The following is a 14,072-nucleotide window of genomic DNA, read 5'->3' on the forward strand; positions in this document are numbered from 1 at the left end:
ATGATCCGGCTGCCAGGTATTCTTAAAATATTCGCGGTATTTCTTAGTGATTTTTTGGCTGTATATGCGCTGTTTCATAATATAGCGGTTGCAGCTGGTGTGGTTGGGGTAATTGCACTCTATGTTTGGCTTGGAGGGTATTTCGCATTGTTCAGGGATGGGGCAGTTCGTTCCAAAAAGCTTCCAGATTATGAATGCTCCCGTCTTGAAACTGCAAAATGCCAGCTTGCAGAGGAGGTTAAAAGTATTAGTTCTGTAGACATTTCCAGGCTAAAACTTTATCTGATCACAGCCGATCCTGATATGCAGGCTACTGCATATGGTGCAAATAGTGTTTCGGTTTCAAGAGGGGCATTTGACAATGCTGATCCCATAACGCTTAATGCGATTCTTGGTCATGAAATTTCACATATATTGCACCTTGATGCAGAATTTAACCGTGCTGTTTTTGCAACAATTTTTCTTATCTGTGGTGCGGTCAGCGTTGTATCATTTGCGGCTATGGCAGTAATCTTTTTGGTGTTTCTGGTATGCAGCTTCTTTCGTTCCTGGCTTGGTGTTATGGCGTTCAAAGGGACGACCAGGGCTGTGGGGGGAATTTTCAGCCTGCTTCAGAAGGGCGTTGTGGTTATTTACCGCAGCTTTGCGGGCTGCTTGAACCGCGCGGCAGAATTTCGGGCTGACCGTTATTCAGCGCAGCTTGGATATGGAGTCCAGCTTGCGCATTTCCTTTCCTATGCTGCTCCGAAAACGAGCCGTCAGTTAACATTTACAGAAGTACTTTATCGTACGCATCCGCCAGCACCCAAACGTGTGGCGCGGTTGGAAAAGCTTGTGAGCAAGGAGACTCACCCGATAAAAAGATAAGGGTTGAAATAACAAATGAAAAATACAGTGGCATCCATTTCAGGTGCGGTACTTGACCGTCTTAGAATTAAATACAGAAAACTTCCCTGCAGAGATGGGGCATTCTATTATTGCACAATTCCATCCAATGGCTATACCTTTGATCTGCAATGCGAGGACAAGGATAATACGGTCCGGATTTGGAGATTTATTGGTACAGCACCTCTTTCCAAGGCTGGAAGGCGGTGTGAATACCGTAATCCTCATTATCCATGGGCTGTGATCGGGATGGAGGTGACAGATGAAGGCGATGTCAGCTTTTATGCAGAGCAGAAAATGGAAATTACGGACAGGAAGAGTGCAGCCCGAATTGACAAAATGATCAGTGGTTATATTGATATGATCGCAAATTCTTCCATTACCCTCTCTTTGTGAACCGGTAGTTTATGGGAAATTGTATTAGAGGATTGTACAATAAGGATACATTTACTATGAAAGTCCCAGACGGCAGCCAATGATGCAGCCGATTGGCGACATGTCCGTTTAATGGAGGAGAATACGGATGAGAATTAACACGTTAAATAATTATCCTGAGAACTGCATTTTTCTTGGAAATCCGGACACTCAGGCAGCTGACGCGAAGCTTCTTATTTCCCAGATGAAGGTTTTGTGCCCCGAAAAGTTTGAAGGAAACAGGGATTCTTTTTCCTTCGAACTTCGTTATACAGCACCTTTCGACAAAGGCTTTAATGAGCTGAAACGTCTGCAGGGAACAGCAGCTGAAGCCGCTGGACGACGGAATGAATTTAAGGGCTATATCGTTCTTGATATGAACAGCTGGCTGACACATCATGACGAAGAGTATCTGAACAAAGCATTACTCTTTCTGATCGATATGAGTGATTGCTGGAAGTATATCTTTCTCGTAAACAATCAGAATTCAAAAGCTGCAAGAGAGCTTGTTGGCAGGATCCTGTCGGTATTTTTTCGTGGACATATCCTATGCAAAGTCAGGGAAGAACCAAAGAAGTGTTCCTACAGGGAGCGCGTGAATGCCCTTTGTAAGGAAGAAGGCGTTGTGTGTTCCACATTTGTAAAAGAATTTCTTCAGGAACTGCTGGAGATGGAATTCGATGAAACCATTGTTTCGGCACTTCTTAGTGAAATATCCAGGAGTGCTGGGAAAAAAATCAGCAGGAATGCGATTGTTAATTTCGGGAATAACCGGGAATCTGCTATACGCTATATGATGACACCGAAAGAATATGAGCGTCTTTTGACAAGCATCCAAAAGAGAAAGGAACACTGGTATGACGGGAAAGAAACAGTATGAAGCAGCTTATGCAGGCTATGTATATGAAAAACCAGCTACTCACTGGACTTCGACGGAAGCTGTAAAAAAATGTCTTACAAAAGTTGATCTTACAGATGTGAAGGCTCTTAAGGCCGGTGGTATGCCAATTATCTCCGATGGCCGGAATGTGTACATGGATGATGGGGATGGCCATACCGTTTTGATCGCCTGCAGTGGCATGAAAAAGAGTATTTGTGGGTTCATGCCGCTGATACGGATGCTTGCAGCGGCAAAAGAGAATATGGTGATCACGGATCCAAAGGGAGAGCTATATAACCGTGAAGCCGGTTTCCTGAAGGCTCAGGGCTATAATGTGCGGTGTCTTGATTTTCGGACAATGGATAAAGATTGTTTTAATGTGCTTCAGTATGCAGCCTCGGTGTACCGGAGTGGAGATAAGGAAAGAGGCTTAAGCCTGTTGTCGGACCTTATTAGTTCCCTTGCAGAGGAACAACGGCATTGTGCAAAAGATCCATTTTGGCCAGATACTGGGGCATTATGGCTAAACGGAACTGGTGCGGTCATGCTGGAGGCATACCCAAAGACCGAACAGGTTAATATTTTAAACTGGTCTGATTTCAATGTACGGAATTCAGCGGCTATTGTTGAGGAACACATCCTTTCATTGATGCCGGATAATACTGTGAAAAGTGCACTGAAGCAGTGTATTTCCTCCGCGGAAAATACATTTAGAAGTATTCTGATCACAGCATCCAGCTTTCTGGCAATGTTCAATCAGAATCCGAAGCTTGCTGCGATGCTCTCCTATAGCACGTTCTCCTTAGAAGATCTCATAATTCCAAAGACGGCACTTTTTCTGGTGACAGACGATACTACTTCCACGGCAGATCCGATCCTGGGAATGATCATCAGCCAGATTCAGAGCTTTTTGATTGACAAGGCCTATCACAACAGGAATGGAAAGCTGGATGTCCGCATGAATTTTGTGCTGGACGAGTTTGCCTCTATTCCAATCCCGAACATGGATAAAAGCCTTGCGACTCATAGAAGCCGCAACATCCGGTATTATCTCTGTGTCCAGAGCCTGGCACTTCTAAAAGAGCGGTATGAAAATCCCGAGAAACTACTTTCGAATTGCGCTTCAACACTGTATCTTGGTTCTACAGAGCTTGAACTGCTAAAAGAGCTTGAAGCAAAGCTGGGAACGACCTGTATTACGCCGGACGGAAAAGAACGGCCGCTTTGCTCTCAGGCAGAACTTATGACCCTTGAAAGAACCTGGGATCACAAAGAAGCTATTTATATGAATCTTGCAGAAGGAATCCGGTACTGTACAATGCTTCCAAGTATTGAGGCATATGAGATTGGAAATCATCCAATCCCGTCTTTTAGCGCTGAACCGCCTGCAATTGCGACCTATACGGTTGCCCAGTTTGCTGCAGATGTGGTAAATAAGAGAATCCGTGCTCCATTTGCACCTGTGCAGAAAAAGAGAACAGTATCCAGGGGAAAAAGAAATAAACGTCCACGGTCTTTTTCTGAGGAGGCTTCCTCGGATCCGGACCTTGAAGAAGAATTGCTGCAGAAGTTTGACGAGCTATTTGGCACATGTGAAGAGGATTAGGAGGAGTATATATGTCTATACCAACAACCAGAATTGCTACTGCAGCCGGTTATATGACCTCTGACTGTCTGTCAGAAGAGTTTTCCTGCCGGAGAATTTACATTACGGAAGAAATCACCAACTCAATGGCCGCAGAAATCTGCTGTCAGATTAATCACCTTGCGGCTTTGAGCAATGAGGATATTACACTTTGGATTATGTCTCCTGGTGGCTCTGTATCTGCTGGATCCGCTATCCTGGATACCATGAATACCTGCGGATGTGATTTCAAAACGATTGTTATGGGGACTGCTGCTTCTATGGCAGCTGTGATCGCATCGTCCGGCACAAAGGGGAAACGATACATTGGAGCAAATTCAGGAATGATGATCCACCAGGCACTTGGCGGATTTTCAGGTCAGACGGCGGACATACTTCGAACCGCCCAGCATATTGAGAAGACGAATAAAAGGCTTTATGAGATCCTTGCCAGAAACTGTGGTGTGAGTGTCCAACAGATTGCGGTTGATTGTGATAGGGATTATCACCTGAACGCAGAAGAAGCGATTGCTTATGGTCTGGCTGATCACATCTTTAGTGGATTTGAGGATTAAGTTTCTTTTATTCAGATCAAAGGAGAAATATTTATGGATAAGAAGGTGCAGCCCAGGATTAATGCAGCTGTTTCCTGCATGAGTGTAATTGCAGGAGTGGCTGCCTGGATTGGATGTTACTTCATTTATACAGAGTATTACAATGCACTCCCGGTTCCGTTTTTGGTCGGAATTATGTGCGCGGCGTTATTTTTCTTGTTGTTTATTACAGTATGGATTGGCTCCGTAGTGTCAGGAGCTTTTGACAAAAACAGCGTTTTATATGCAAATGCTGGAAGAATGCTGGGATATTTGCTTATTGGTACATTAGGGGTATTACTTTTATCTTCGCTATTGGAGTTTCTTTATGAGCTTTCTCCAAAGCATAAAGAAATTGAAGCTACAAGCTATATTTTTATTCTTGATGAATCTGGTTCCATGAGCATGAATGATCCAAATGGATTGCGGTATCAGGCAATTCCGGAAATTATGAAGGAGGAAAATGCTGGTTTTCCCTATATGGTTTATACCTTTTCTGACGATACCCAGATTGCAAGAGAAATGGGGCCGCTTGATGATGAGTATAATGAGATTCCTATTAAAAATGACGGCGAAACCACGATTTTCGGGACGGTCATTAAGGTTTTAAACGATTACAAAAATAGAGTATGGGATGGTGGTGCAAATCCTAAAATCATCTTTTTGACTGACGGAGCTGCGACTGATTTAAGCAAGGACTTTCTTTGGTTTAAGGGAAATATGCCAGAATTTACTTCCGCTTTGGAAGAATATAGTGAGCTGGGGATTAATATTAGTACTGTGGGACTTGGCTCTGTTGACAGAGAGGTAATGCGAAAGATGGCCGAGACTACAGGGGGTGTGTTCGTATCCATTCAGAATGCTTCGGATCTTGGCGCTGCAATGAAAACAGCTGCTACATCATATTCTGACAGAAATCTTCTTTCTATCAGGTATATGAAGCATCTTGATAAGATTTATGGAGTAGTCCGGATCCTGTTTTTGAGTATTATCGGTATGGTCATCGGAAGCCTGGTTCTGCTTGCCTATATGGAAGATACAAGCATTCCTATTATTATTGTCAGTAGTGCAGTTTCTGCTCTGGCTGGAAGTGTCTTACTTGAGCTTGGTTTAAAAATAGGTATCCCTCAGGGCGGACTCTGGTGTTGCCTTTGGATATTATTTTCGCTAACACTTGGATATATCTATCCCAAAATAGAAAATAGCCGGCTTCTTTCCTGGAATGAGGGGTGCAGGATGGCACCTATGGCGTATCGTACGTTGAAAATGAAGCGGACGAAATGATGAATATCCTGTACAGGTTATGTTTAAATATGGACATAGCCTGGCAGGATATTTTTGCGTAGTGGATAATTGGATAGAAAAAAATATGCATAAAACGTGAGAGACTTTTCAAAAGGGGTGAACCTATGTATTTTAGAAGAAAAGTAGACTGTTATTTGAACGAATGGAAGGTTGTACTGTGCCTTTCTGTAGCAGATTAGCTGGAAGGAACTGCTTACAGACATCAGACATAAAATTCTGTCTTGCCAGAATCTTGTGAAACTTTCTGAAATCCGACTATTTCTGTATACGAAATTCCAATAAAGTGATATAGTTAATTCAAATAGATTTTTGAGAAAACATGTTGTGTTTGGGATTGCATGTGAAAAATTGTGACAAATGACGTGCGAAATTATGTCAACTGGCATGAAAAATACGGGGGAAGAAATATGGATATTTTAGTTGTGATCGATATGCAGAATGATTTTATTGACGGTGCACTTGGCACACCAGAGGCGGAAGCCATAGTGCCCAATGTGGTGGACAGAGTGAAGAACTTCAATGGTCTTGTGCTGGCAACCAGAGATACCCACGGCGGAGATTACCTTCAGACACAGGAGGGACGGGTGCTTCCTGTAGAGCATTGTATCCGCGGCACTTACGGCTGGGAGATCCGGGAGGAGATTGCAGAGCTTCTGGAATCCGGACCCATTGACAAGCCCACTTTCGGAAGTGAAACTCTTGGAAAGGTTTTGAAGGAATTCAATAAATCAGAGACCATTGACAGCATCACCTTAATCGGTCTTTGTACAGATATCTGCGTGATCTCCAATGCCATGCTGCTGAAAGCATTTTTGCCGGAGGTGCCCATTATTGTAGATTCCCTCTGCTGCGCAGGGGTGACGCCGGAGAGTCATGAGCGGGCACTGGAGGCAATGAAGGCCTGCCAGATCGAGGTTATCTGAGGCAGGAGAAAGAAGGTACACTTGATGTAGAAGCCTGAAAACCTGCATGGCAAGGCTGATGGAAGAATAATGGTTGTATAGAAATAGTTCCGTAGATGAAAATTTCAAAAACTGTTTCATCTCGGGGCTATTTTAGTATTCCAAATTTTATTTTTTTGTAATAGAATAGTAATGAAATTGTATTTTCTCATATTTCTATCAAAATTGAATGATACTATAAACAAGGTGATTTGCGCTCATGGCTAGTATAGCGGATATTAAGGAACTGCCATATTGATTTGTCTGTTGTTAGTACATGAACGCATACAAAGAGGGGACTGAATCGTGAAAAAATTAGAAATTCTTGTTGTGGAGGATGAACCAAAATTAGCACAGACAATTTCTGACTTTCTAAGGATTCAAAATTACGAAGTAGAAACAAAACTGAACGGAAATGATACTCTGGAGTATTTTCGCCAGAACAAGCAGATGGTTGATCTGATATTGCTGGATCTTATGCTGCCGGATATTTCTGGATATGCCGTACTGAAAGAAATACGAAAGATATCGGAAGTTCCGGTTATTATTTTGTCCGCAAGATCAGCTGTGGCAGATCAGATGAGCGGATTTGAAAAGGGCGCAGACGATTATATTACAAAGCCTTTTTCCCTGGCGCTGGTGAAGATGCACATGGAAGCAGTACTGAAGCGCGCAGGAAAACTCCGGACTATGGTGGAGTATAAAGAACTGCAGGCTGATGTAAATGCACAGCTTCTATATTATAAGGAGCAGCATATCCCAACTACCAGAAAAGAATTTGACCTAATGGTTTACTTTATGGAACATCCGGGAATTGTTCTTCCAAGAGACACCATACTAAATGCGGTGTGGGAATATGATTACGTGGGTGATGTGCGGACCATTGACACGCTGGTAAAACAGCTGCGGAAAAAGCTGGGTGTGGAGTGCAGTTATATACGTACCGTGTATGGGGTGGGCTATATCTTCGGGGAGGAAGGACATGACGAAAAGCTCTGAAAAAAGGAAGCAGATATGGAATCCCCAAAACAGGGGCTGTTTCCTGATCCTTGTGTTTGTGCTGGCTGTCTGCATTTATGCAGTTTGTTGTTATCCCGCTTATGCGGCGCTGAAGACCAGAACCATATACCAGCTTTATGACGAATTAGAGAATATGAAATTGTCTGATTTGGACGATGATGACATTGATACCTTAAATGAATTTCAGAAAGAGAAATTTGAGGTAATGGTGACGGATGAGGATTTTCAGAAGATCTATACCTCCAGAACAGCAGTTTCCCGTGATTACATAGACCGGTATATAAAAAACAGACAGGAAGAATATACAGAAAATGCAAAGGTAATGCAGAGAAATCTGGAATTACGACATGTGTTGATCCTGAAGGGAAAGATCATAGATGATGGACATACCTTTTACGTGTATATTAAAAAGGATGTACAGTCAGGCATTGATATTATAAAAGGAACTACCATATATTTCCTGGTGATTATAATGGTGGCCATATTTCTATATTATGTGCTTTCCAAAAAAGGAGAATGGGAAAAGGAAAAACAGTCTAAGCAGTCGGACTATCAGCTTCTGGAAAGCCAGCGGGAATTTGTAGCCAACATTTCCCATGAACTGAAAACACCATTGGCGGTAGTGTCCAGTCAGGTAGAGATGCTGGAAATTGCAGGAGATAAGATTGACCGGACTTATTACTATTCTTCCATCCATGAGGAACTGGACAAGATGTCCAGGATGGTCGGAGAGCTGCTGGATTTTTCCATGCTGGACAATCAGATGAGTGCTATGGAAATGAGCCGGGTAAACGTATCAGAGATGGTAGAATACCTGCTTCTTCGCTATGATGCCGTGTTCCGGAAAAACGAAATTAAAATTGAGCAGAATGTGGAAAAGAAGTGCCTGGTATATGGAAACCGTATGTATCTGGAACGGGCTGCCAATAATTATCTGATGAATGCTTTTCAGCATACGGAACAGGGAAAGTGCATTCGCGTTACACTGAAAAAGGTGAAAAAGCGGATCCGGCTGGAGGTTTACAATGATGGGGAGCTGATCAAAGAAGATCAGATCGAACATATTTGGGACAGTTTTTACACCACTTCCCAGAAAAAGACACCAGTTACCTCAGAAAACAATGTGAGAAATGTGGGGCTTGGATTGTTTGTTGTACGCAAGATCGTGACCAAGCATAAGGGAACCTGCGGAGTCAGCAATCAGGAAAATGGAGTTCTGTTCTGGATCCAGATTCCGGAACTGACAGAATAAATATGAGGAAAATGAAAGAGTAAGGGGAGAAACTTGAGACTATGAAAAATTGGAAAAAGAGAACAAAAATAACATTGTTGCTGGTATTTTTAATTTTTCTGGCATTATTTGCTGCACTGTGCTGGAAAAAGCGCAGAGGAATCTACAACACGTACATGAAGCTGACCAATCAGGAGATTCCTTATTCCGTAAAGGAGAAAAGGAAAAAGATGTACGGTGATTACGAGCAGAAGCTGAAGGTTTCCATGGATATGGACAACACGGTTTCCATCGGCGAAAATGATGAAAGTGCTGCGGAAATAGAGACGGAAATTCCTACAGAAGAGACAAGGGTTGTGGCTTCTTATGATATTGACCAGCAGCTTCAGGCAGAGCAGGATAACGGATATACCTGGGAGGAACCTATGGTGATCCAGAATCCATATCAGATCGCTCCTTTGACAGCGGTAGTGATCTTCGATACACCAGAAGAATGTGGCGTACGCTTTACCGTAAAGGGAAAAACAGAGGCGACGGATATCAGTGGTGAGGTAGACCCGGCAGTTTCCCACAGAGTACCGATCATTGGTCTTTATCCAAATGAAGAGAACACTGTGGTTCTGGAGCTTTTGGATGAGAATGGAAAAACTACGGACTTCCAGGAGATAAAGATAACAACAGACTCTTTGCCGGAGACCCTGGATGACGTGATCCGGCCAGTAAAAACCAGTGGAAAATCAGCTTATGAACTGACGATGGTATATGGCCAGAAAACAATCTTCCCATTTGCATATGATTGTATGGGAGATATCCGCTGGTACATGAATACAAAGGTAAAAGCCTCCGGAATTTTTCAACTGGCAAACAACAGAATGATCGTGCAGGATACAGCAGCACAGGTACCTTCTGCTGATAAGCCTCAGACAACTAATTTTTATGAAATGGATTATCTGGGAAGAGCCTATACCATGTATTACGTATCTGGCGGAATTCATCATGAAGTGATCGAGAAGGAACCGGGCGGAAATCTGCTTGTTCTTTCCAGTTCACTGGAAGGCCATATTGAAGATAAGATCCAGGAACTGGACAGACAGACTGGTGAAGTGGTAAATGAGCTGGTTATGGGAGATCTTATAAAGAGCAAGTATGAGGACCGAGTTGACTGGACCCATTTGAATACGGTTTCTTATCAGCCGGAAACAGATACCATCATTATCAGTCCCCGAAATCTGGAATCCGTGATCAAGCTGAACTGGACAACAAAGGAGATTCAGTGGATCCTCTGTGATCCAAGATTCTGGGAAGGCACAGAATACGAGAAATATGTGCTTCAGCCAGAGGGGGATTTCAATTATCATTTCCAGCAGCATACAGCCTATCAGGTTTCCGCTGATTTAGATGGAAATCCGGATACTGTAGAGATCAGCTTGTTTGATAATCATTCTGTAAAGGTCAGAAGAGCCGATATACCGTATTATGATAAAACCAAAGAGTCTTATCTTGTAGTTTATTCTGTGAATGAGAAGGAAGGAACGGTACAGCAGATTAAGAAAATTCCAACTGTATGGTCTACCATCACTTCCTCTACCATTTATGATGAGGATTCCAATCACATTTTCGGCATGTGCGGCCATGTGAAAGAAAGCGAAGATAAACGAAAAGGTATGACTTACGAATTTGATTACGATACGGAGGAAGTGATCAATCAGTTTAGCATTAAGACAACTTTTTATCGTGCATCTGAGATGAAAATCGATTATAATGATCTTGCAGCGCCTATGGAGGTTGCAGATAATTATATCAGAGGCGAATTGTTACAGCCAACGAAGACCTGGAAGTGGCTTTGGACAAAGAAACCGGAACAGACACTGAATGATGAGGATGTTACATTCCATCTGACTGGACAGGTTCTTTATGTGGGAACTTACGATCATCGTATTTCACAGATCATCTTCCATGGCAAAAAGAATACATATGTATATGATACTACCAATATGAGACTTCACAAAAAAGGCTATCTGCAGTTTTATGAGCACATTCCAGTACCGCTGCAGGGGCTGGATGCAGATGAATACGAAATTTATGTTATGTATCAGAATGAGTTTTATGATACGGCACAGACGGTTGCGATAAAGTAATAAAAATCAGAAAAGGAGTTCTAGTACTATGAAGAAAAAAGTTTTATTACCGTTAATGGGAGCGGTTCTGGCTGCGGGTCTGATGACTGGCTGCGGCGGCTCAAATGACACAAAGGAAGAGAGCACAAAGACAGAAAGTGCAGCAGAAGCGGACAGCGAAGACACTACGGATGAGGCAGAAACCACAGACAGTGCAGATGGGGAAGAAGAGAGCACTGACAGTGCTGCTGATGAACAGTCAGATAGTAAAGAGGAAGAGGCTTCTACAGAGGAAGCTGAAGATGACAGTGAAGACGAGGCAGACGCTGCTGACACAGAGGAGGCCGATGACGAAGAAGATGCAGGCGGTGATAAGGCGCATGTGGCAAGAACCAACAGCAACTACGGCGATGTGGTTTCTGCAGCCGGCTGGAATATTACAGTGGAAGATGTGGAGATCAATGCTTCTCTTGAAAACGTAAGTGTGGATCTTGGCTACACAGGTGTGGAAACCAGCGATTACAAGAAAGAAGCAGACACAGGCAAAACCTTCTGTCTGATCAAATTAAAGATTGAAAAGGATGGAAGCAAGGAAAGCCTGGATTGGGCGAAGCTGAAACTGACTGACAGCGAGGGAAATGAATACACCAGAACAGATGATGAATTTATTACAGAGCTGGGCATGATACGTATGGCAGGTACCACATTGAACTTTGGCTCTAATGAGGGCTGGATCGCATTTGAGATCAATGAGAATGCAGACGGACTGGAGCTGAGTTATCCATTTGAGGCAGAGGCATACAATTACGCATTATAATCATAAGAAAACGAGGTCAACACGCTCTATAAAAACAAAATCGTACAGGAGGCTGGCATGAAGAATAAGAGATATCGGGAACTGGCTGCAATACTTGTAATGATGACAATGGCAGCAGGTTCCGTTACAACCGTAACAGCACAGGAGAACACAGAGACTGCAGCAACAGAAGAAGGAGAAACCGATGCAGCTGTGGAAGCAGCAGACGCATCCGATGCAAAATCCCAGGCCACAGCCCTAGAGGTTACCGACAGATTTGCACAGCAGACCGCAGTTGATGAGGCACTTCTTCAGGAAGCCCAGAATGGCTATTCCCTGGAAGAAGCATTGATCGTTGTGAATCCATATGGTACTTCCCCGTTAAGTGCAGTGGCTGTTTTTTCCACAGAAGAAGCCTGCGGCGGAACTGTTACGGTAAAGGGAAAATCAGCAGAAAATGATGTGACAGGTACCTTTGAAGCGGAGAAAGATCATATTGTTCCCATTTACGGCCTTTATAACAATGATACCACAGAAGTTGTGATCTCATTGGATGATGGAACTTCTGCAGCTTTTGAAGTAACCACTGAGGATATCAACGTAGATTATGGCACGATAACTGCAGAGATGAAAAGCGAAGCCAGCTACGATTATACCAATCTGACTTTCGTGTGCTCGACTATGGGCTCCCTGTATGCAGTAGATGCAGCTGGAGATATCCGTTTCTATACCAATATGGGTGGCGTTCTTGGCGTTCATCAGCTGGAAAACGGACACATTCTTATGCCGGCTTCCTATGTATTAAAGCCAAGCTATTATAAAGAAGGTATGATCGAAATTGACCTGATGGGTAAAATCTATGGCGAGTATATGATCCCTGGCGGTCAGCACCACGATTTTGTGGAAATGCCAAATGGCAATTTCCTGGTAGCATCTGACAGCCCGGATCTTAGCACTGTGGAAGACTATGTAGTAGAAATCGACCGCCAGACAGGTAATGTGGTCTGGGAACTGGACATGAAAGATCTGATGGGAACCGAAGAAGGACAGTCTGCTTCTATGGATACAGATGGAAGCGAGGAATCTGACTGGTTCCATAACAATGGCCTTGCTTACGACGCCGGCAATGACCTGCTTCTTCTTTCCGCAAGACATAAAGATGCCATTGTTGCAGTAAATATGGAAGACAAATCCCTGGCATGGATCCTGGGCGATCCCACTGGATGGGGAGAGGATTACCAGTCCTACTTCTTCAATCCGGAAGGGGAGGATTTCGAATGGTTCTACGCGCAGCACAATGTTTCCATTCTTGACAATGGAGATATCGCTCTTTTTGACAACGGTACAGCGAAGGTAAAACGCGTGGATGCGGATAACCGGGTAAGTGGTGATGATGTGTATTCAAGAGCAGTTGTTTATCACATTGATACAGAGAATATGACCGTTTCCCAGGTAACCGAATATGGAAAAGAGCGGGGGGCAGACTGGTATGCAGACTGGATCTCCGGTGTAGTTTCCCTGGATGGAACCCAGGATCATCTGTGGATCACAGCTGGTTCCCATTTGCATAACGATGAGGAAAACAGAAGCGATTATTATCCAAAGGATATGTTCGTGCCGGGACTTACCAAGACTACCCATATTGACCAGGTGGATAATGGCGAGTTAAGCTTCGAGCTTACCATTTCCGGTGACACTTATAATGCACTGACATTCCGTTCCTTCCGCATGCCTCTTTATACAGAAGGTAAATATGATGTGGCTGCGGTTCCGGAAGTGTATGGTTCTCTTGGAGAGACCAGCTATGAGGAAAGCGATGCGGATGTAAGCAGCGCAGAGGCTTTGCCGGATGGATGGAATTTTGTTCTGGATGGAAGCAAGATCAGCTTAACAGGAAGCTATCAGACAGAAGCTGCAGCGGATGATCTGGCACCGGGGAAACTGATCCTGGTAAGCGGCGATTCCAGGCGGGCATATAATCTGACCCAGTCAGCGGCAGCAGGTGACAATGGAACAAATGTTACGGTAAAAGGCTGGACTTCTGTAGATGGTCTGGAAGGTCAGGACTGGGATATTTATCTGGAAGTGGATGGCACTTTGTACAATAGTGGGTATAAATACAGCCAGTCATGAAAGAGTGCAGAACATAAAATAATTTAGCTAAATTTCCATGAATTGATAAAAACACCCTCACAAAGCGGTGGCAGATCCTGCAAAAAGGCGGAATTTGCACGCCGCTTTTCTCGAAGAGTAAAAGAAATGCTGC

At 43.6% G+C, this 14,072-nt stretch carries 12 protein-coding genes; all 12 read left to right on the forward strand.

The annotated features are described in order from the left end of the window. The 12 genes from LIQ05_RS08095 to LIQ05_RS08150 all read left to right on the forward strand — a co-directional run bounded on the left by LIQ05_RS08095 (position 1) and on the right by LIQ05_RS08150 (position 13,939). Positions 1-867 carry a M48 family metalloprotease gene (locus tag LIQ05_RS08095; RefSeq protein WP_226819817.1) on the forward strand — a complete coding sequence of 289 codons (867 nt, stop codon included), beginning with the start codon at positions 1-3 and terminating at the stop codon, positions 865-867. A 15-nt stretch (positions 868-882) separates the two neighbouring features. Continuing rightward, positions 883-1,281 (forward strand): hypothetical protein, encoded by a 399-nt coding sequence (locus LIQ05_RS08100; protein ID WP_226819818.1) that lies wholly within the window; start codon positions 883-885, stop codon positions 1,279-1,281. A 127-nt stretch (positions 1,282-1,408) separates the two neighbouring features. Beyond that, on the forward strand, positions 1,409-2,179 hold the full coding sequence (locus LIQ05_RS08105; RefSeq protein WP_226819819.1) for a hypothetical protein: 771 nt from the start codon (positions 1,409-1,411) through the stop codon (positions 2,177-2,179). Beyond that, positions 2,157-3,785, forward strand: coding sequence for a type IV secretory system conjugative DNA transfer family protein (locus tag LIQ05_RS08110; RefSeq protein WP_226819820.1), 1,629 nt, complete (start codon positions 2,157-2,159; stop codon positions 3,783-3,785). Before LIQ05_RS08105 ends, LIQ05_RS08110 begins: the two co-directional genes overlap by 23 nt. Before the next feature lie 11 nt (positions 3,786-3,796). Then, positions 3,797-4,378: a ClpP family protease gene (locus LIQ05_RS08115; protein ID WP_226819821.1), complete on the forward strand. Its 582-nt coding sequence runs from the start codon at positions 3,797-3,799 to the stop codon at positions 4,376-4,378. 33 nt (positions 4,379-4,411) lie between these two features. Further along, on the forward strand, positions 4,412-5,680 hold the full coding sequence (locus tag LIQ05_RS08120) for a vWA domain-containing protein (RefSeq protein ID WP_226819822.1): 1,269 nt from the start codon (positions 4,412-4,414) through the stop codon (positions 5,678-5,680). A gap of 428 nt (positions 5,681-6,108) precedes the next feature. Beyond that, positions 6,109-6,624 carry a cysteine hydrolase family protein gene (locus LIQ05_RS08125; RefSeq protein WP_226819823.1) on the forward strand — a complete coding sequence of 172 codons (516 nt, stop codon included), beginning with the start codon at positions 6,109-6,111 and terminating at the stop codon, positions 6,622-6,624. 324 nt (positions 6,625-6,948) lie between these two features. Then, positions 6,949-7,641, forward strand: a complete 693-nt coding sequence (locus tag LIQ05_RS19850; protein WP_226819824.1) for a response regulator transcription factor — start codon at positions 6,949-6,951, stop codon at positions 7,639-7,641. Then, the gene (locus LIQ05_RS08135) at positions 7,625-8,914 is read left to right on the forward strand and encodes a sensor histidine kinase (protein ID WP_226819825.1); all 1,290 of its coding nucleotides are present in this window, start codon (positions 7,625-7,627) and stop codon (positions 8,912-8,914) included. Before LIQ05_RS19850 ends, LIQ05_RS08135 begins: the two co-directional genes overlap by 17 nt. 41 nt (positions 8,915-8,955) lie before the next feature. Next, positions 8,956-11,031, forward strand: coding sequence for an aryl-sulfate sulfotransferase (locus tag LIQ05_RS08140; RefSeq protein WP_226819826.1), 2,076 nt, complete (start codon positions 8,956-8,958; stop codon positions 11,029-11,031). 28 nt (positions 11,032-11,059) lie between these two features. Continuing rightward, on the forward strand, positions 11,060-11,827 hold the full coding sequence (locus tag LIQ05_RS08145; RefSeq protein WP_226819827.1) for a DUF4352 domain-containing protein: 768 nt from the start codon (positions 11,060-11,062) through the stop codon (positions 11,825-11,827). Between the two features lie 57 nt (positions 11,828-11,884). Then, complete coding sequence (locus tag LIQ05_RS08150; RefSeq protein ID WP_226819828.1) at positions 11,885-13,939, forward strand: aryl-sulfate sulfotransferase; 2,055 nt, start codon at positions 11,885-11,887, stop codon at positions 13,937-13,939. Positions 13,940-14,072 lie beyond the last annotated feature (133 nt).

Source organism: Blautia glucerasea (assembly GCF_020537505.1).
In the GTDB taxonomy this organism is placed as follows: Bacteria; Bacillota; Clostridia; order Lachnospirales; family Lachnospiraceae; genus Blautia_A.

Excerpts from the sequence above, each read along its gene's own strand:
- LIQ05_RS08110 (WP_226819820.1), top strand. The coding sequence starts at position 2,157 with ATGACGGGAAAGAAACAGTATGAAGCAGCTTATGCAGGCTATGTATAT.
- LIQ05_RS08105 (WP_226819819.1), top strand. The coding sequence starts at position 1,409 with ATGAGAATTAACACGTTAAATAATTATCCTGAGAACTGCATTTTTCTT.
- LIQ05_RS08120 (WP_226819822.1), top strand. The coding sequence starts at position 4,412 with ATGGATAAGAAGGTGCAGCCCAGGATTAATGCAGCTGTTTCCTGCATG.
- LIQ05_RS08100 (WP_226819818.1), top strand. The coding sequence starts at position 883 with ATGAAAAATACAGTGGCATCCATTTCAGGTGCGGTACTTGACCGTCTT.
- LIQ05_RS08150 (WP_226819828.1), top strand. The coding sequence starts at position 11,885 with ATGAAGAATAAGAGATATCGGGAACTGGCTGCAATACTTGTAATGATG.
- LIQ05_RS08125 (WP_226819823.1), top strand. The coding sequence starts at position 6,109 with ATGGATATTTTAGTTGTGATCGATATGCAGAATGATTTTATTGACGGT.
- LIQ05_RS08145 (WP_226819827.1), top strand. The coding sequence starts at position 11,060 with ATGAAGAAAAAAGTTTTATTACCGTTAATGGGAGCGGTTCTGGCTGCG.
- LIQ05_RS08135 (WP_226819825.1), top strand. The coding sequence starts at position 7,625 with ATGACGAAAAGCTCTGAAAAAAGGAAGCAGATATGGAATCCCCAAAAC.
- LIQ05_RS08140 (WP_226819826.1), top strand. The coding sequence starts at position 8,956 with ATGAAAAATTGGAAAAAGAGAACAAAAATAACATTGTTGCTGGTATTT.
- LIQ05_RS08095 (WP_226819817.1), top strand. The coding sequence starts at position 1 with ATGATCCGGCTGCCAGGTATTCTTAAAATATTCGCGGTATTTCTTAGT.
- LIQ05_RS08115 (WP_226819821.1), top strand. The coding sequence starts at position 3,797 with ATGTCTATACCAACAACCAGAATTGCTACTGCAGCCGGTTATATGACC.